Raw genomic sequence first — 15,728 nt, 5'->3', positions numbered from 1 at the left:
AAGCCAATAAACACACTCACTTCGTTCGCTGGGACGCATGCACGCGGGGCGGCTTCGCCATTATGCCCCACATGTCTACGCCCGTTATTGGAAAGTTATAAGGCGTCAGCCTAAACTTCGTTTGGCTTTATAAAAATCCTAGTGCAACTACCCTCACCTGTTTTTATTAGCATCGCCATGGCTTGTGGGAGGTGTAAATCCGCCGATTACAATTTAAAGGTGGTGTAATAGGCGCTTTATCGCCAAGTTATTAGTTGCACCTCGCAAGCGCCATTACACTCGATAGCTCAGATGGCGGCTAGCTTCAGCTAAATCAAAAACATCACTGCAAAGTCGTTTTGCTTGTTTGTTTTAACAATCAATCGTATGCTGGCTTCATCAGTATTTAAACAGACCAAAGGAACTGGCTCTGCTTCTAACAAAGCGCTAAAGACCACTCCCTTCGGTCGTTCGGACGCTAACATGTGGGCTAACTCGCTTCGCTCGGGATTTTAGCCCACATGCCAGCGCCGCTTAGCTTAAAGTTATAAGGCGTCAGCCTAAACTGCGTTTGGCTTTATGAAAATCCCAGTGGAATTACCCTCTCCTGTTTTCATTTACATCGCTCTGGCTTGTGGTAGGTTTAAATCCGCCGCTTTCACTTTAAAGGTGGTGTAATAGGCGCTTTATCGCCAAGTTCTTATTTTGAGTCAGCAAGCGCCATTACACTTGTTAGTTCAAATGGCGGCTAGCTTCAGTCAAATCAAAAACATCACTGCAAAGTCGTTTTGCTTGTTTGTATTAACAATCAATCGTATGCTGGCTTCATTAGTTTTTAAACAGACCAAAGGAACTGGCTCTGCTTCTAACAAAGCGCTAAAGACCACTCCCTTCGGTCGCTCGGACGCATTTACGCGGGGCGGCTTCGCCATTGTGCCCCACGCAACTGCGCCGCTTAGCTTAATGTTATAAGGCGTCAGCCTAAACAGCGGTTAGCTTCATCCAAATCTCAGTGCAACTGCCTTCATCTGTTTTCATCAGCATCGCTCTGGCTTGTGGTAGGTTTAAATCCGCCGCATTCACTTTAAAGGTGGTGTAATAGGCGCTTAGTCTCCAAATTCTTATTTTCAGCTAGCAAGCGCCATTACACTTGCCAATTTAAATGGCGGCTAGCTTCAGTCAAATCAAAACCATCGCATCACTGCCATTTTGCTTGTTTGTGTTAACAATCAATCGTATGCTGGCTTCATCAGTTTTTAAACAGACCAAAGGAACTGGCTCTGCTTCTAACAAAGCGCTAAAGTCCACTCCCTTCGGTCGCTCGGACGCATTTACGCGGGGCGGCTTCGCCATTATGCCCCACGCAACTGCGCCGCTTAGCTTAATGTTATAAGGCGTCAGCCTAAACTGCGTTTGGCTTTATGAAAATCCCAGTGGAATTACCCTCTCCTGTTTTCATTTACATCGCTCTGGCTTGTGGTAGGTTTAAATCCGCCGCTTTCACTTTAAAGGTGGTGTAATAGGCGCTTTATCGCCAAGTTCTTATTTTGAGTCAGCAAGCGCCATTACACTTGTTAGTTCAAATGGCGGCTAGCTTCAGTCAAATCAAAAACATCACTGCAAAGTCGTTTTGCTTGTTTGTATTAACAATCAATCGTATGCTGGCTTCATTAGTTTTTAAACAGACCAAAGGAACTGGCTCTGCTTCTAACAAAGCGCTAAAGACCACTCCCTTCGGTCGCTCGGACGCATTTACGCGGGGCGGCTTCGCCATTATGCCCCACGCAACTGCGCCGCTTAGCTTAATGTTATACATTCTCGAGGCATAGATTATTTTAATTAAAGCGATAAAGAGCCAGTTAAACCTTAAACCGTATTATTACGAAAAGTCCGCGAAGGTTGGTACTACCGGGTGCATTGTGGGAGGACTCATAGCTTATTTATTGTTTATGAAAGTCGTGCCAATGTTCGGTATAGATCTTGAGGTCCCACTAAAAGAATATAGCGCTCAAATAGTGTATTCGGTTTTTGGTTTTGGAATACTAATGGTATTTTGCTGCATATATTTATTTTGTTCACTTTGCGCAGCAATTTACTTTTTTCACATGGTCAAGAATGGGAGCCTTGATGCAGAAGACTATTTCAATATTGTTTTCAAAAGTCAGTACCCTACTCATTGGCAGCGAAAGTGAAGAACCGAATGTATAACAAACCACTCAAGGCTCTCGCTTCGCTCGCTGGGACGCTAACACATGGGCTGCGTCACTTCGTTCCTAATTTTAGCCCATGTGTTATCGCCCCTTAGTGGGAAGTTATACGCCATGGTGACAAATTCAGATATTTTTAAAGGTGCAACTCTTGGCCCACTAGTAGCCTTTCCGATAATGCTACTTTTCACCATTGACCAAAACGGTTTATTTCAAACTCTAGCCGGCAGTTTCGTATCGGCTGGCCTAAGTTTAATTGTTATTTATCCAATCAACTTCTTTTATGGTGTTCCCGTTGCAATTGCTTTAAACAAACTAAATCTATTTAAACCACAGTACTTATGCTTGGCTTCATTGGTTCCAATAATTTTATTTTTTGGTGCAAGTGCAGAATTGATAATTCTCGCTCTTAGTATAAGTTTGTTTAGTTGGTGGGTTGCTCATGGAGCAGGTAATAGCGTATAACAAACCACTCAAGGCACTCGCGCTGCTCGCTGGGACGCTAACACATGGGCTGCGTTACTTCGTTCCTAATTTTAGCCCATGTGTTATCGCCCCTTAGTGGGGTGTTATGTGCCAAGAGGATTAAGTTAAAGGTGCTATTTGGTTTACTTGTTTATTTGCTAGCCTCGCTATCACCACCTATTGCACCAATTGGGATTTATAATACTGTTTTAATAGCTAGCATCCCGACAATTTATTTTATAGGCTTTAAAAGGTTAAGGGTTTTAGACTATTCGCTAGGTATGTTTTTCGGGGCTATCCTTTTTGTGCTAATTAGTTTCCAAAGTTGGCAAGCGTTAGCTCCATTAATTACTTTTATTCAAGTAGTGCCATTTGTTTGTATCGTTCTAATAGCAACTTTTGTAAAACTATTTACTCTGTCAAAACGACAAAAAGGTAAGCATCTTGGCACATAACAAGCGCATTAAACGCGCGCAGGGCGCGCTGCGGACACAAACACAGCGCCGCTTCGCGATTGTAGCGCTGTGTTTGTGCCGTTTATGCGAAAGTTATAAGGCGTCAGCCTAAACTGCGTTTGGCTTTATAAAAATCTCAATGCAACTGCCCTTGCCTGTTTTCGTTAGCATCGCTCTGGCTTGTGGTAGGTTTAAATCCGCCGCATTCACTTTAAAGGTGGTGTAATAGGCGCTTTGTCTCCAAATTCTTATTTTCATTCAGCAAGCGCCATTACACTCGATAGCTCAGATGGCGGCTAGCTTCAGCTAAATCAAAAACACTAGTGCACAGTCGTTTTGCTTGTTTGTGTTAACAATCAATCGTATGCTGGCTTCATCAGTTTTTAAACAGACCAAAGGAACTGGCTCTGCTTCTAACAAAGCGCTCAAGTCCACTCCCTTCGGTCGTTCGGACGCTAACATGTGGGCTAACTCGCTTCGCTCGGAATTTTAGCCCACTTGCCAGCGCCGCTTAGCTTAATGTTAGGTAAACAGAGGAAGTTTTTAAATGAAAGCTATTTGGGTCGTTTTAGGTTCTTTAGTTCTTTTCGGTTGTGCATCACTGCCGGATAATTATTCAGAACTAACTATTGAGCAGTTGATTAAAGGTATTTCAAGTAATAATAAACCTAAAATAATGCCTTCCAACTATTCAGTAGAGGTTTATGAGGAGATAGAAATGTTCACTGCCAACTACAATGTTGTCGGAAGCTATACCTCAGGATTAGTTTTAAATGCGATAGAAGAAGCTAAAAAATACTGTTTAGAAAAAGGGTTTGAGACATCTGAGGTGTTAAATAAACGTGAGCGATATTTTTTATTTTGTAGTTCAGGGAATTCTTCATTTATTGCATTTCATTATGTGAGCACGCAAAGAGCAGGTTGGGATACAGGACAAACTTTTGCGTATTTTGACCATATTGCTTTTTTCAACATTAGCAAACACTTTGGGGAAACTGATATTGATATTGTAGCTTCAAAAATCTCAGAATTTGAAGAGAGTTCGGTTGATCAAGAGTACGTTCTGGATTACCGACCAATACAAGTCGATGAGGTTGTTTCTTTGTTTAATGAACAGATTAAGTAGTTTACCTAACAAAAGGATTAAGACGGATTTGACAGAAGAGCACTGCCAAACCGCTTATCCAAGGTGTTATAAGGCGTCAGCCTAAACTATGTTTGGCTTTATAAACTTATCAGTTCAACCGCCCTTACCTGTTGTTCCCAACATCGCCAAAGCATTGGTAGTTTTAATATCACCGCGCTTACTTCGAAGGTCTCGCAATAGGCGCTTTATCGCCCAGTTCTTATTTTCAGTCAGCAAGCGCCATTGCGCTTGTCAGTTCAAATGGCGGCTGGCTTCAGTCAAATCAAAACCAAAAGTGCACTGGTATTTTGCTTGTTTGTGTTAACAATCAATCGTATGCTGGCTTCATCAGTTTTTAAACAGACCAAAGGAACTGGCTCTGCTTCTAACAAAGCGCTCAAGTCCACTCCCTTCGGTCGTTCGGACGCTAACATGTGGGCTAACTCGCTTCGCTCGGAATTTTAGCCCACATGCCAGCGCCGCTTAGCTTAATGTTATGTCACGCTCTTAACCAACATTACTTAGGGATTGGAAAGTGGAAAACCAAACTTTTGCGACAGGCTCATGCAATTGCGGCGCGATTTCATTCTCAGTAAACATTCCTCTTTCTAGAGTATTTATTTGCCATTGTTCTATTTGTAGAAAATCTACTGGGAGTGGCGGCATCGCGGTTACAATTGTTCCAAACGAAGCATTAAAAATGGAAGGAGAGCTTAGTTCAATTAAGCAATGGGCAAAGCCCAATCACGATTGGCTCACTAACTTCTGCAAAACGTGCGGCTCACCTCTTCCGGGTAAAAACGATAATGCACATTTCTATATTCCTGTTAGTCTTTTGGACACAGGCTTCGAAAACTTAGAAGTTAAGCATCATCTTTTTACCGATTCGAAGGCTGTATGGGAAGAAATTGGCATTACGGGTAAACAACACAAGGAAACTTTCGGTGGGTAATAAAAGTTCCAGACATAACAAGGCGCTAAACTCGTTCCCTTCGGTCACTGGGACACAAACACGCGGCGGCTTCGCCATTTTCGCCGCATGTTTGTGCCCGTTAGCTTAATGTTATGTGCCAAAGGAAACCTATGAATAGACTCCTTTTATCAGCTCTATTTATTCTCTATTTTTACTCTTTTGGTCAAGCAACAGCTGAAGAGCATTTTTTGGTCGGCGTAAAAGAGTCTGGTTATTTATTTGGAAATACCGGTGAGATATTGGACGAAAATAAACTTCGAGAAACGATATCATCTAAAAAAGCAGATAGAATTACGCTAATAGTTGATAAGTGTCTAAATCCTACACGCACAATTGACGCCTACATTGCTCTCGATGGATTGGGTATAAATATGATTTCTCTACAAATAAACCCTCAACAACGGGACTTCGAATGTGAAGGCACATAACAACCAAATAAAGTCACTCGCTATCGCTCGTTGGGGCGCTAACACGCGGGGCCACTTCGTTATTGTGCCCCACGTGCCAGCGCCCCTTATTTAAAAGTTATATGCCAAGGTAGCTATGGTTCAACATTCCAAGAAAATAAGAGTACTTGCTTACATTTGTGCGGTGATACTGATGCCTGTCTACATCGGTGGCCCGCTTTCTATGATCTTCCTTTCAGCAAACCGGATACCAGAAGCTGACGTTTCAACCTCTATATTCTTGGTTGTCATTTGCGGTATATTGACGTTCGTATTTGGAAAGTTCGCCTACTTAATGTTTAGGTTCTTAAAATCTCTAAAAGTAAGTTTTACATTTGATGATAGTGGCATTTCCCTAACAAATAATGGAAAAACTGATGTTTATTCTTGGCATGAACTAGAGAAATCCAAAGAATACACAAGCTGCCAAATATTTTGCTTAATTGACTCAAAAGGCCAGCATTTGTTCTCTATTTGGGAATACGCTGATAATTATGCCGAATTTCGTCAAATGACAGCGGAGCAAATTGGCACATAACAAAAAAATTAAGTCGCTCACTTCGTTCGCTGGGACGCATACACGCGGGGCGGCTTCGCCATTATGCCCCACATATCTGCGCCCCTTATTGGAAAGTTAGGGGCTAGAATTAGGTATGGATGATTTTTCCAGAAAAATAAGTAAGTTGTTTTCGGAACAGTTTCCTAGTTGGTCTTCGTTTGTGACGAAAAACGATGAAGTTTTTGAGGTCAAAATCCCTCGTACAGACAAATTAGATACTCCTAAGTTGGAAATCGAGGCTTTTGGTGACGAGTTAACAGTTTTCTTTGGCCCTTATCACGCTCATTTTGATGACTACGGCAACAACAATGCCTTTAATGACGCATCAGAATTCATAAGACAACTAACATCAAACGATTATGCTGTTGTCAGTTATTGGCGTGGAGAACAGTGGTGCGGTTCGCAGATTGTAAATATTAACAAACTACCGAAAGACAACGCTGAATACCCCTACTCAGACACAATTAAAATATTGACTTGGTCAGGAGACATGGATGCCAATATCGCTTGTAATCCAATCAATTGAGAAAGCCCCTAACAACTCAATAAACTCGCTCACTACGTTCGCTGGGACGCATACACGCAGGGCGGCTTTGCCATTATGCCCCGCGTGCCTGCGCCCGTTATTGAAAAGTTATACCCAAGGATGAAAATGGAACCTAAAGAGGAATTTGATAAATACCAAGCCGCCCGATGGAAGTTTTTTGTCTCTGTTTTTCTATCAATCGCTTGTGGAGTATTGGCACTGACAGGCTTACTCAAACCTTCAACCGAGGAATTGGGCGTCTGGTTCCAGAGAAGCGGCTCATTGATAGTTCTTTTCGCTGTTCTTGGTGAGTATTATGTTTCAAAAATGGCTTCTACACTAAGACCCGCTGGTCATGTTGGCATTACAAAAATGGAAGAGACTCTGCCCAAAACAGTTGGTTTGTTTCATTTGATAGCACTGTTTTTGGCCATAATTGGCACTTTTATTTGGGGATACGGCGATCTATGGGTTTAGGGTATAACAAACAAATTATGTCGCCCGCTAGCGCGGGCTGGGACGCAAACACGCAGGCGGCTTCGCCATTTTCGCCTGCGCGTCCGCGCCCCATATTTGGGTGTTATGTGCCACTTAAAACTAGAAACCTATGACTAGAATTTTTCATACTCAACTCAGCTTAAAATCACTTATCAAAATATCTGCAACCATCAACTTTATAGGTGGATTAGTATTTGGAGTTCTCATTTTTATTATTGCACTTTTCGGAGAACCGACCATAGTCGATTTAATTTCAGTGGTAGCAACACCGGCAGTTTCGGTTGTAAATGGCGTTATGATGGCCTTAGTAGCGTATCCATTTTATAAACGTTGGTGCGCAAAAATTAAAGGTCAAAAAGTTAGTGGCTTTTTCGTGGAAGTATCAAGCGATGGCACATAACAAAAAAATTAAGTCGTTCCCTTCGGTCACTGGGACGCATACACGTGGGGCGGCTTCGCCATTATGCCCCACATGCCTGCGCCCCTTATTTAAAAGTTAGGCACACTTTTTAAAGCGTAATTAGTTTAGGACTATGATGATACTTTTTCTGACGATAACAATCGCACTTCTCACATTGATCACAGCCTTAGTTGCATTGTTTGGCAACACTATAGATGACAAAGAGCCTAACCTAATAAAGTCAATAAAACTAAAGGGTTGGGTTTCCATATGTTTTCTCGCTGCTGTCTTTGTACTAGGAGGAATTAAGGAAGTATTAGTTAGCTCAGAGAGTGAAGGTAAAGACACAAAAATTGACGGGCAACTGAACAAAATAGCAGATTTACAGAGCAGTCTTAATAAATACCAAGAGCAATCAAATGCGATAATAGTAAGAAATATTGGGGATATAAAATTAAGTCAATTAATTGAAAATATCAATCTGGAAAACCAAAGATTTTTTGGAGAAATAATGCCAATTATATTGAACGCTTTTCCAAATACACCATGCCCTGAAGTCATGAACGCGTTTGACGATCTCGACGAAAAAATGGAAACATTGTATTGGCCAGAAATCACCCAAAAATTTGAAGAAATAAAAGAGAAAGAAAAGCTTGCTAAAGAAGCTTTGGAGAAGAACCCTCTAAATCAAGAAAACATAAATGATTATCGAAACTACGGGATCCAAGCAGAGTATTTGGTAAGAATGTCTTATGAGAAAGCCAATGATTTAAGAATAGAAGCCCTGAAAAAACTCTTTTTGTCGTGCCCTTATAATGAATAATTGCGAGGAGGCGGTGCCTAACAAACCGCTGTAGTCGGTCGCAAGCTCCCTGGGACAATAACACGTGGGCTCAGTCGCTTCGCTCCAAATTTTAGCCCACGTGTTATTGCCCCTAAGCGGGGTGTTATAAGACAAAGGGAATTCAGTGAACAAGGTTGTTATCAGTATCCTTTCAATATTACTCCTACTAACCAACTTGTTTTGGTTGTATCGGAGTTTGGATAACGGCGTCTCTTTAACTTACATGGAAGCAAGCCTAGAAACCCAAACTAAAATATCGGAGCAACTGTTCGTTCTAATAAACGCGCAGCTTATAGGTAAAAGTATCAACGAAGTTAATAGTATTGTTCCACTGGATATTTATGGCTCTTCACCATTCATAAAAGATGATTGTTTATATTATGGTAGCGTATGCCTTATTGTTGGCACCAATGGCACTATTCAAGGTTTTAAGTAGCATGTCTTATAACAAAAAAATTAAGTCACTCACTTCGTTCGCTGGGACGCATACACGCGGGGCGGCTTCGCCATTATGCCCCACATGCCTGCGCCCCTTATTTAAAAGTTATAAGGCGTCAGCCTAAACTGCGTTTGGCTTTATGAAAATCCCAGTGGAACTACCCTCTCCTGTTTTCATTAGCATCGCTCTGGCTTGAGGTAGGTTTAAATCCGCCGCTTTCAATTCAAAGGTTGCGCATTAGGCGCTTTATCGCCAAGTTATTATTCAACGTCGACAAGCGCCAATGCGTTAGACAGTTCAAATGGCGGCTAGCTTCAGTCAAATCAAAAACATCAATGCACAGTCGTTTTTCTTGTCTGTGTTAACAATCAATCGTATGCTGGCTTCATCAGTTTTTAAACAGACCAAAGGAACTGGCTCTGCTTCTAACAAAGCGCTAAAGTCCACTCCCTTCGGTCGCTCGGACGCATTTACGCGGGGCGGCTTCGCCATTGTGCCCCACGCAACTGCGCCGCTTAGCTTAATGTTATAAGGCGTCAGCCTAAACTGCGTTTGGCTTTATAAAAATCCCAGTACAACTACCCTCTCCCGTTTTCATTAGCATCGCTTTAGCTTGTGGTAGGTTTAAATCCGCCGCTTTCAACTTAAAGGTGGTGTAATAGGCGCTTTATCACCAAATTCTTATTTTGAGTCAGCAAGCGCCATTACACTCGACAGCTCAAATGGCGGCTAGCTTCAGTCAAATCAAAACCAAAAGTGCACTGGCATTTTGCTTGTTTGTATTAACAATAAATCGTATGCTGGCTTCATTAGTTTTTAAACAGACCAAAGGAACTGGCTTAGCTTCTAACAAAGCGCTAAAGACCACTCCCTTAGGTCGTTCGGACGCTAACATGTGGGCTAACTCGCTCCGCTCGGGATTTTAGCCCACATGCCAGCGCCGCTTAGCTTAATGTTATAAGCCACGGAAAATTGTGAAATGGATTCTCTTTTTATTTACTCTGCGTTAGTCACATACTTAATACTTAGCTTTGCAGTATCAGTATTCTTGGCAAAAAGAGAAGACTTAGACTCTGTTCAAAAAATTGCACAAATTATTATTGCTTGGTTAATTCCAATCATTGGAGCAGTTGCTCTATGGCAGTTTAATAAAAGTCAGGATCAACCAACTAAAAAGTATTCTGAATTTGGTGGTGGCAACAGAGACAGTAGCGGAGCTGGGTCAGATGGTAATCATTAACAGTGGCATATAACAACTCAATAAACTCACTCACTTCGTTCGCTGGGACGCATACACGTGGGGCGGCTTCGCCATTATGCCCCACGCGCCAGCGCCCGTTATTGAAAAGTTATAAGGCGTCAGCCTAAAATTCATTTGGCTATATAAAAACTTCAGTGCAACTGCGCTCTCCCGTTTTTATTAACATCGCTCTGGCTTGTGGTAGGTTTAAATCCGCCACTTTCAATTCAAAGGTGGTGTAATAGGCGCTTTATCGCCAAGTTCTTATTTTAAGCCAGCAAGCGCCATTACACTCGATAGCTCAGATGGCGGCTAGCTTCAGCCAAATCAAAACCAAAAGTGCACTGGTATTTTGCTTGTTTGTGTTAACAATCAATCGTATGCTGGCTTCATTAGTTTTTAAACAGACCAAAGGAACTGGCTCTGCTTCTAACAAAGCGCTAAAGACCACTCCCTTCGGTCGCTCGGACGCATTTACGCGGGGCGGCTTCGCCATTATGCCCCACGCAACTGCGCCGCTTAGCTTAATGTTATAAGGCGTCAGCCTAAACTATGTTTGGCTTTATAAACTTATCAGTTCAACCGCCCTTACCTGTTGTTCCCAACATCGCCAAAGCATTGGTAGTTTTAATATCACCGCGCTTACTTCGAAGGTCTCGCAATAGGCGCTTTATCGCCCAGTTCTTATTTTCAGTCAGCAAGCGCCATTGCGCTTGTCAGTTCAAATGGCGGCTGGCTTCAGTCAAATCAAAACCAAAAGTGCACTGGTATTTTGCTTGTTTGTGTTAACAATCAATCGTATGCTGGCTTCATCAGTTTTTAAACAGACCAAAGGAACTGGCTCTGCTTCTAACAAAGCGCTCAAGTCCACTCCCTTCGGTCGTTCGGACGCTAACATGTGGGCTAACTCGCTTCGCTCGGAATTTTAGCCCACATGCCAGCGCCGCTTAGCTTAATGTTATAAGGCGTCAGCCTAAACTGCGTTTGGCTTCATAAAAATCCCAGTACAACTACCCTCACCTGTTTTCATTAGCATCGCTCTGGCTTGTGGTAGGTTTAAATCCGCCGTTTTCAATTCAAAGGTTGCGCATTAGGCGCTTTATCGCCAAGTTATTATTCAACTTCAACAAGCACCAATGCGTTCGACAGTTCAAATGGCGGCTAGCTTAAGCTAAATCAAAAACACTAGTGCACAGTCGTTTTGCTTGTTTGTGTTAACAATCAATCGTATGCTGGCTTCATCAGTTTTTAAACAGACCAAAGGAACTGGCTCTGCTTCTAACAAAGCGCTCAAGTCCACTCCCTTCGGTCGCTCGGACGCATTTACGCGGGGCGGCTTCGCCATTGTGCCCCACGCAACTGCGCCGCTTAGCTTAATGTTATGTGCCAAGGAAAAATTAATGGACTATCAAGCAAATACAGGACGTTTAAGTGAAGTATTAGTTGGCATTGTGACAACATTTATCTCACTTATCTTTTTGGGGTTAGTATTCATCCTTTTTGACAATGGTGAAGCTTCTTTTGCCGCAGCATTGGGTGTTTTGGCTTTAACCTGTTTAGGTCTATGGTTTGCGTTGCTTTCATATAGGCTGCTTTTTCACAAACCTAAAAAGTATGGTGGTTTAATATCACCATTGGCACTAAAGTTTTGGTGTGTCGTTTTCGGGCTATCCTCGACAGCTTTTTTGTTGTTCGGTATTTTAGAGTTAAACATCAGAGCAGTGTTTAGCTCTATTATCATGCTGCCTGCATGTTGGTACGGCTGGCAATTAGCGAATAAGAGGCAGCGGCGCAGTGGCACATAACAAAAAACTAAAGGCGCTCGCGCTGCTCGCTGGGACGCTAACACATGGGCTGCGTCACTTCGTTCCTAATTTTAGCCCATGTGTTAGCGCCCCTTAGTTGGGCGTTATAACTCTAGGAGAAACTTTTGAAAGGAAAGTTTAATAAACGGACTTTGATTCGATGGAAGGTCTATATTGACCGTTCAAAGATGTATATTGGCTATATTCAATTTTTACTCATCATATTTGTTTTCATTAACTCACTAGAAAACAACCCTGTTAGTCAATTCGTTATTGAAAGACCTCTTATGGCAGTACCTGTGATATTGGTTCTGTTTGTGGTTTGTTCTTTAATTTTAGGCTATTTGGATTCAAAGCTAGGATTTAGGGAAGAGGAAATAAGAAACCACGCTTTTTCGAACCCAGTTTTGCGTCAAATTCAGCTATCAATCGATGAGTTAAATACAAAAGTCGATAAAATAGATAAAGAGAATCGTAGTGATAACAACGAGTTATAACAAACCACTCAAGCCTCTCGCTTCGCTCGTTGGGACGCTAACACATGGGCTGCGTCACTTCGTTCCTAATTTTAGCCCATGTGTTATCGCCCCTTAGTGGGGTGTTATGTTTACTTTGAGATTTGCTTATGGACAAAGAACAGAAGAAAAAACTCAAAGCTCGGTTCAAGCAAAATGAACATGAAAATTTAATAGCTTCACTACCGTTATCAATTGAAGTATTAAAGGAGCTCCTATCGTTTCTAAATAGAGAAGAGGCTCCGAATTGTGACCACACTCTCAGAGAAACAAAGGATTTTTTAATTAGCCGTAATTTAAACCCAGAAAAAATAATTCCTTGGTTAAATGAACATGGCGGTTTTTGTGATTGCGAGGTTATTTTTAATGTCTATGATGAGGTCGGTGATATTGTTGGTTGGCATTTAGAAGAGTAAACATAACAACCCAATAAACTCACTCACTACGTTCGCTGGGACGCATACACGCGGGGCGGCTGCGCCATTATGCCCCACATGTCTGCGCCCGTTATTGGAAAGTTAGGTGCCGATGACAAAACTTAGTATCTCAATCCTATTAATTATGTTTGGCCTAGCGGGCTCAATATGGATTCAAGTCCAAATTGATGCTGAGGTTCCTAAATTAGAAGAGTACTCGGTAGTCTCAAGTTATAAACCTGTGAAGTACAGAACTAGGCAAACTGGCGGAAAGCCTAGTTACGAAATAACTTCCTTTACCATATCGGACGTTGAGTTTGTAATTACAGACAACAACCCATTCTATCGTCGTGTCTTATCAGCATTGAACGCTGGCGGTTACATTCGCGTTTGGTACAAACCCACAGATAACTCAACAAAGATTTATCAACTCTCTCAAAACAACAAAATAGTTGCCCCTTTTGATAAATTAGTTCATATCAATGGGTATTCAGGAAGTGGAGCTGCGACAATTCCCATATTACTCGCTATAGTGTTTGTATTTTCGTGGTATCGCAAAAGTGGCACCTAACAAAAAAATTAAGTCACTCACTTCGTTCGCTGGGACGCATACATGCGGGGCGGCTTCGCCATTATGCCCCACATGCCTGCGCCCCTTATTTAAAAGTTATAAGGCGTCAGCCTAAACTTCGTTTGGCTTAATACAAATCCCAGTGCAACTACCCTCACCTGTTTTCATTAGCATCGCTCTAGCTTGTGGTAGGTTTAAATCCACCGCTTTCACTTTAAAGGTGGTGTAATAGGCGCTCAATCTCCAAGTTCTTATTCTAAGCCAGCAAGCGCCATTACACTCGATAGCTCAAATGGCGGCTAGCTTCAATCAAATCAAAACCATCACTGCACAGCCGTTTTGCTTGTTTGTGTTAACAATCAATCGTATGCTGGCTTCAACAGTTTTAAAACAGATCAAAGGAAATGGCTCTGCTTCTAACAAAGCGCTAAAGACCACTCCCTTCGGTCGCTCGGACGCATTTACGCGGGGCGGCTTCGCCATTATGCCCCACGCAACTGCGCCGCTTAGCTTAATGTTATAAGGCGTCAGCCTAAACTGCGTTTGGCTTTATAAAAATCTCAATGCAACTGCCCTTGCCTGTTTTCGTTAGCATCGCTCTGGCTTGTGGTAGGTTTAAATCCGCCGCATTCACTTTAAAGGTGGTGTAATAGGCGCTTTGTCTCCAAATTCTTATTTTCATTCAGCAAGCGCCATTACACTCGATAGCTCAGATGGCGGCTAGCTTCAGCTAAATCAAAAACACTAGTGCACAGTCGTTTTGCTTGTTTGTGTTAACAATCAATCGTATGCTGGCTTCATCAGTTTTTAAACAGACCAAAGGAACTGGCTCTGCTTCTAACAAAGCGCTCAAGTCCACTCCCTTCGGTCGTTCGGACGCTAACATGTGGGCTAACTCGCTTCGCTCGGAATTTTAGCCCACTTGCCAGCGCCGCTTAGCTTAATGTTATGTGCCAAGGGAAACCTATGAATAGACTCCTTTTATCAGCCCTATTTATTCTTTATTTTTACTCTTTTGGTCAAGCAACAGCTGAAGAGCATTTTTTGGTCGGCGTAAAAGAGTCTGGTTATTTATTTGGAAATACCGGTGAGATATTGGACGAAAATAAACTTCGAGAAACGATATCATCTAAAAAAGCAGATAGAATTACGCTAATAGTTGATAAGTGTCTAAATCCTACACGCACAATTGACGCCTACATTGCTCTCGATGGATTGGGTATAAATATGATTTCTCTACAAATAAACCCTCAACAACGGGACTTCGAATGTGAAGGCACATAACAACCAAATAAAGTCACTCGCTATCGCTCGTTGGGACGCTAACACGCAGGGCCGCTTCGCTATTATGCCCTACGCGTTATCGCCCCTTATTTAAAAGTTATGTGCCACTTAAAACTAGAAACCTATGACTAGAATTTTTCATACTCAACTCAGCTTAAAATCACTTATCAAAATATCTGCAACCATCAACTTTATAGGTGGATTAGTATTTGGAGTTCTCATTTTTATTATTGCACTTTTCGGAGAACCGACCATAGTCGATTTAATTTCAGTGGTAGCAACACCGGCAGTTTCGGTTGTAAATGGCGTTATGATGGCCTTAGTAGCGTATCCATTTTATAAACGTTGGTGCGCAAAAATTAAAGGTCAAAAAGTTAGTGGCTTTTTCGTGGAAGTATCAAGCGATGGCACATAACAAAAAAATTAAGTCGTTCCCTTCGGTCACTGGGACGCATACACGTGGGGCGGCTTCGCCATTATGCCCCACGCAACTGCGCCGCTTAGCTTAAAGTTAGGCCCAAATTTGACCTTTGGCGGTTGTTTGTCATATACATGACGTAGCCGTTGCTTCAACTAAAATGGAAAACTAAAGGCTCTTTTTAAAGGAGCACAAAAATGGAAGAAATGATTAACTCAGATTTAGTAAAAGCACTCCGACTCGAAAAGTCGTGGTCACAGGAAAAGCTCGCTACAGCTTCTGGACTCAGCTTAAGAACAGTCCAGCGTGCCGAAAACTCAGGTACTTCTTCACTAGAAACCAAATTAGCGCTTTCTGCCGCATTAAATATCCCAGCAGAAAAGCTTATGCCGATTTCATCAAAAACACCTCAGAATCAGAATACCGTAATTTATGGTTATATTGGTGCTGGTGTAGGTTTAGTCTGTTCATATTCGGCAATAACCTATTCGGTAATGCATAACACATTACCACTTGGGGAAGCTGGGCTTTGGTATGGAATAATCGGTGCTTTTACTGGCAT

At 42.2% G+C, this 15,728-nt stretch carries 27 protein-coding genes; all 27 read left to right on the top strand.

The genetic code is table 11. The features are described from left to right. Positions 1 to 366 precede the first annotated feature (366 nt). Complete coding sequence (locus ACHUFN_RS19835) at positions 367 to 495, top strand: hypothetical protein (protein ID WP_394224463.1); 129 nt, start codon at positions 367 to 369, stop codon at positions 493 to 495. Between the two features lie 189 nt (positions 496 to 684). Further along, positions 685 to 951 carry a hypothetical protein gene (locus tag ACHUFN_RS19830; RefSeq protein ID WP_394224462.1) on the top strand — a complete coding sequence of 89 codons (267 nt, stop codon included), beginning with the start codon at positions 685 to 687 and terminating at the stop codon, positions 949 to 951. Between the two features lie 190 nt (positions 952 to 1,141). Then, entirely contained in the window at positions 1,142 to 1,372 is a 231-nt protein-coding gene (locus ACHUFN_RS19825) for a hypothetical protein (protein WP_394224461.1), read from the top strand. Between the two features lie 154 nt (positions 1,373 to 1,526). Continuing rightward, on the top strand, positions 1,527 to 1,808 hold the full coding sequence (locus ACHUFN_RS19820) for a hypothetical protein (protein WP_394224460.1): 282 nt from the start codon (positions 1,527 to 1,529) through the stop codon (positions 1,806 to 1,808). Positions 1,809 to 2,300: 492 nt separating this feature from the next. Next, positions 2,301 to 2,651, top strand: a complete 351-nt coding sequence (locus ACHUFN_RS19815; protein ID WP_159495473.1) for a hypothetical protein — start codon at positions 2,301 to 2,303, stop codon at positions 2,649 to 2,651. 1,002 nt (positions 2,652 to 3,653) lie between these two features. Continuing rightward, a complete protein-coding gene (locus ACHUFN_RS19810; protein ID WP_394224459.1) occupies positions 3,654 to 4,232 on the top strand; it encodes a hypothetical protein in 579 nt (192 codons plus the stop codon). A gap of 243 nt (positions 4,233 to 4,475) precedes the next feature. Continuing rightward, positions 4,476 to 4,697 (top strand): hypothetical protein, encoded by a 222-nt coding sequence (locus tag ACHUFN_RS19805; RefSeq protein ID WP_394224450.1) that lies wholly within the window; start codon positions 4,476 to 4,478, stop codon positions 4,695 to 4,697. A gap of 70 nt (positions 4,698 to 4,767) precedes the next feature. Next, entirely contained in the window at positions 4,768 to 5,184 is a 417-nt protein-coding gene (locus ACHUFN_RS19800; protein ID WP_394224458.1) for a GFA family protein, read from the top strand. 131 nt (positions 5,185 to 5,315) lie between these two features. Beyond that, on the top strand, positions 5,316 to 5,633 hold the full coding sequence (locus tag ACHUFN_RS19795; protein WP_394224445.1) for a hypothetical protein: 318 nt from the start codon (positions 5,316 to 5,318) through the stop codon (positions 5,631 to 5,633). Between the two features lie 115 nt (positions 5,634 to 5,748). Further along, complete coding sequence (locus ACHUFN_RS19790; RefSeq protein WP_394224457.1) at positions 5,749 to 6,189, top strand: hypothetical protein; 441 nt, start codon at positions 5,749 to 5,751, stop codon at positions 6,187 to 6,189. A 115-nt stretch (positions 6,190 to 6,304) separates the two neighbouring features. Continuing rightward, positions 6,305 to 6,736, top strand: a complete 432-nt coding sequence (locus ACHUFN_RS19785) for a hypothetical protein (RefSeq protein WP_394224456.1) — start codon at positions 6,305 to 6,307, stop codon at positions 6,734 to 6,736. Positions 6,737 to 6,862: 126 nt separating this feature from the next. Further along, entirely contained in the window at positions 6,863 to 7,213 is a 351-nt protein-coding gene (locus ACHUFN_RS19780; protein ID WP_394224455.1) for a hypothetical protein, read from the top strand. A 130-nt stretch (positions 7,214 to 7,343) separates the two neighbouring features. Further along, entirely contained in the window at positions 7,344 to 7,634 is a 291-nt protein-coding gene (locus ACHUFN_RS19775) for a hypothetical protein (RefSeq protein ID WP_141152202.1), read from the top strand. A 133-nt stretch (positions 7,635 to 7,767) separates the two neighbouring features. Next, a complete protein-coding gene (locus ACHUFN_RS19770) occupies positions 7,768 to 8,457 on the top strand; it encodes a hypothetical protein (RefSeq protein WP_394224454.1) in 690 nt (229 codons plus the stop codon). A gap of 145 nt (positions 8,458 to 8,602) precedes the next feature. Further along, positions 8,603 to 8,914: a hypothetical protein gene (locus ACHUFN_RS19765; RefSeq protein WP_156454614.1), complete on the top strand. Its 312-nt coding sequence runs from the start codon at positions 8,603 to 8,605 to the stop codon at positions 8,912 to 8,914. A 304-nt stretch (positions 8,915 to 9,218) separates the two neighbouring features. Continuing rightward, entirely contained in the window at positions 9,219 to 9,449 is a 231-nt protein-coding gene (locus ACHUFN_RS19760) for a hypothetical protein (protein WP_394224453.1), read from the top strand. 447 nt (positions 9,450 to 9,896) lie between these two features. Then, positions 9,897 to 10,157 carry a hypothetical protein gene (locus ACHUFN_RS19755; protein WP_394224452.1) on the top strand — a complete coding sequence of 87 codons (261 nt, stop codon included), beginning with the start codon at positions 9,897 to 9,899 and terminating at the stop codon, positions 10,155 to 10,157. A 305-nt stretch (positions 10,158 to 10,462) separates the two neighbouring features. After that, the gene (locus ACHUFN_RS19750; RefSeq protein ID WP_394224451.1) at positions 10,463 to 10,693 is read left to right on the top strand and encodes a hypothetical protein; all 231 of its coding nucleotides are present in this window, start codon (positions 10,463 to 10,465) and stop codon (positions 10,691 to 10,693) included. Positions 10,694 to 10,864: 171 nt separating this feature from the next. After that, positions 10,865 to 11,086 carry a hypothetical protein gene (locus tag ACHUFN_RS19745; protein ID WP_394224450.1) on the top strand — a complete coding sequence of 74 codons (222 nt, stop codon included), beginning with the start codon at positions 10,865 to 10,867 and terminating at the stop codon, positions 11,084 to 11,086. A 300-nt stretch (positions 11,087 to 11,386) separates the two neighbouring features. Then, positions 11,387 to 11,962 carry a hypothetical protein gene (locus tag ACHUFN_RS19740; protein ID WP_394224449.1) on the top strand — a complete coding sequence of 192 codons (576 nt, stop codon included), beginning with the start codon at positions 11,387 to 11,389 and terminating at the stop codon, positions 11,960 to 11,962. A 125-nt stretch (positions 11,963 to 12,087) separates the two neighbouring features. Continuing rightward, positions 12,088 to 12,459 carry a hypothetical protein gene (locus ACHUFN_RS19735; RefSeq protein ID WP_394224448.1) on the top strand — a complete coding sequence of 124 codons (372 nt, stop codon included), beginning with the start codon at positions 12,088 to 12,090 and terminating at the stop codon, positions 12,457 to 12,459. Between the two features lie 128 nt (positions 12,460 to 12,587). Then, positions 12,588 to 12,893, top strand: coding sequence for a DUF2695 domain-containing protein (locus ACHUFN_RS19730; protein WP_239260829.1), 306 nt, complete (start codon positions 12,588 to 12,590; stop codon positions 12,891 to 12,893). Positions 12,894 to 13,005: 112 nt separating this feature from the next. After that, entirely contained in the window at positions 13,006 to 13,464 is a 459-nt protein-coding gene (locus tag ACHUFN_RS19725) for a hypothetical protein (RefSeq protein ID WP_394224447.1), read from the top strand. Positions 13,465 to 13,756: 292 nt separating this feature from the next. Further along, positions 13,757 to 13,987: a hypothetical protein gene (locus tag ACHUFN_RS19720; protein ID WP_394224446.1), complete on the top strand. Its 231-nt coding sequence runs from the start codon at positions 13,757 to 13,759 to the stop codon at positions 13,985 to 13,987. 443 nt (positions 13,988 to 14,430) lie between these two features. After that, complete coding sequence (locus ACHUFN_RS19715; RefSeq protein WP_394224445.1) at positions 14,431 to 14,748, top strand: hypothetical protein; 318 nt, start codon at positions 14,431 to 14,433, stop codon at positions 14,746 to 14,748. Positions 14,749 to 14,872: 124 nt separating this feature from the next. After that, the gene (locus ACHUFN_RS19710; RefSeq protein ID WP_141152202.1) at positions 14,873 to 15,163 is read left to right on the top strand and encodes a hypothetical protein; all 291 of its coding nucleotides are present in this window, start codon (positions 14,873 to 14,875) and stop codon (positions 15,161 to 15,163) included. A 200-nt stretch (positions 15,164 to 15,363) separates the two neighbouring features. After that, the coding region (locus tag ACHUFN_RS19705) for a helix-turn-helix transcriptional regulator (RefSeq protein ID WP_394224444.1) at positions 15,364 to 15,728 on the top strand (365 nt) is incomplete at its 3' end.

The sequence above is a fragment of the Alteromonas gracilis genome (assembly GCF_043642145.1).
Taxonomy (GTDB): Bacteria; Pseudomonadota; Gammaproteobacteria; order Enterobacterales; family Alteromonadaceae; genus Alteromonas; species Alteromonas gracilis_B.
This window is presented reverse-complemented; position numbering and strand designations above follow the sequence as displayed.

Bases quoted from the DNA above. Each gene is read 5' to 3' on its own strand.
- ACHUFN_RS19795 (WP_394224445.1), top strand. From the start codon at position 5,316: ATGAATAGACTCCTTTTATCAGCTCTATTTATTCTCTATTTTTACTCT.
- ACHUFN_RS19740 (WP_394224449.1), top strand. From the start codon at position 11,387: ATGCTGGCTTCATCAGTTTTTAAACAGACCAAAGGAACTGGCTCTGCT.
- ACHUFN_RS19750 (WP_394224451.1), top strand. From the start codon at position 10,463: ATGGCGGCTAGCTTCAGCCAAATCAAAACCAAAAGTGCACTGGTATTT.
- ACHUFN_RS19815 (WP_159495473.1), top strand. From the start codon at position 2,301: ATGGTGACAAATTCAGATATTTTTAAAGGTGCAACTCTTGGCCCACTA.
- ACHUFN_RS19790 (WP_394224457.1), top strand. From the start codon at position 5,749: ATGGTTCAACATTCCAAGAAAATAAGAGTACTTGCTTACATTTGTGCG.
- ACHUFN_RS19725 (WP_394224447.1), top strand. From the start codon at position 13,006: ATGACAAAACTTAGTATCTCAATCCTATTAATTATGTTTGGCCTAGCG.
- ACHUFN_RS19775 (WP_141152202.1), top strand. From the start codon at position 7,344: ATGACTAGAATTTTTCATACTCAACTCAGCTTAAAATCACTTATCAAA.
- ACHUFN_RS19760 (WP_394224453.1), top strand. From the start codon at position 9,219: ATGGCGGCTAGCTTCAGTCAAATCAAAAACATCAATGCACAGTCGTTT.
- ACHUFN_RS19755 (WP_394224452.1), top strand. From the start codon at position 9,897: ATGGATTCTCTTTTTATTTACTCTGCGTTAGTCACATACTTAATACTT.
- ACHUFN_RS19780 (WP_394224455.1), top strand. From the start codon at position 6,863: ATGGAACCTAAAGAGGAATTTGATAAATACCAAGCCGCCCGATGGAAG.
- ACHUFN_RS19710 (WP_141152202.1), top strand. From the start codon at position 14,873: ATGACTAGAATTTTTCATACTCAACTCAGCTTAAAATCACTTATCAAA.
- ACHUFN_RS19720 (WP_394224446.1), top strand. From the start codon at position 13,757: ATGGCGGCTAGCTTCAATCAAATCAAAACCATCACTGCACAGCCGTTT.
- ACHUFN_RS19770 (WP_394224454.1), top strand. From the start codon at position 7,768: ATGATGATACTTTTTCTGACGATAACAATCGCACTTCTCACATTGATC.
- ACHUFN_RS19810 (WP_394224459.1), top strand. From the start codon at position 3,654: ATGAAAGCTATTTGGGTCGTTTTAGGTTCTTTAGTTCTTTTCGGTTGT.
- ACHUFN_RS19730 (WP_239260829.1), top strand. From the start codon at position 12,588: ATGGACAAAGAACAGAAGAAAAAACTCAAAGCTCGGTTCAAGCAAAAT.
- ACHUFN_RS19785 (WP_394224456.1), top strand. From the start codon at position 6,305: ATGGATGATTTTTCCAGAAAAATAAGTAAGTTGTTTTCGGAACAGTTT.
- ACHUFN_RS19835 (WP_394224463.1), top strand. From the start codon at position 367: ATGCTGGCTTCATCAGTATTTAAACAGACCAAAGGAACTGGCTCTGCT.
- ACHUFN_RS19825 (WP_394224461.1), top strand. From the start codon at position 1,142: ATGGCGGCTAGCTTCAGTCAAATCAAAACCATCGCATCACTGCCATTT.
- ACHUFN_RS19715 (WP_394224445.1), top strand. From the start codon at position 14,431: ATGAATAGACTCCTTTTATCAGCCCTATTTATTCTTTATTTTTACTCT.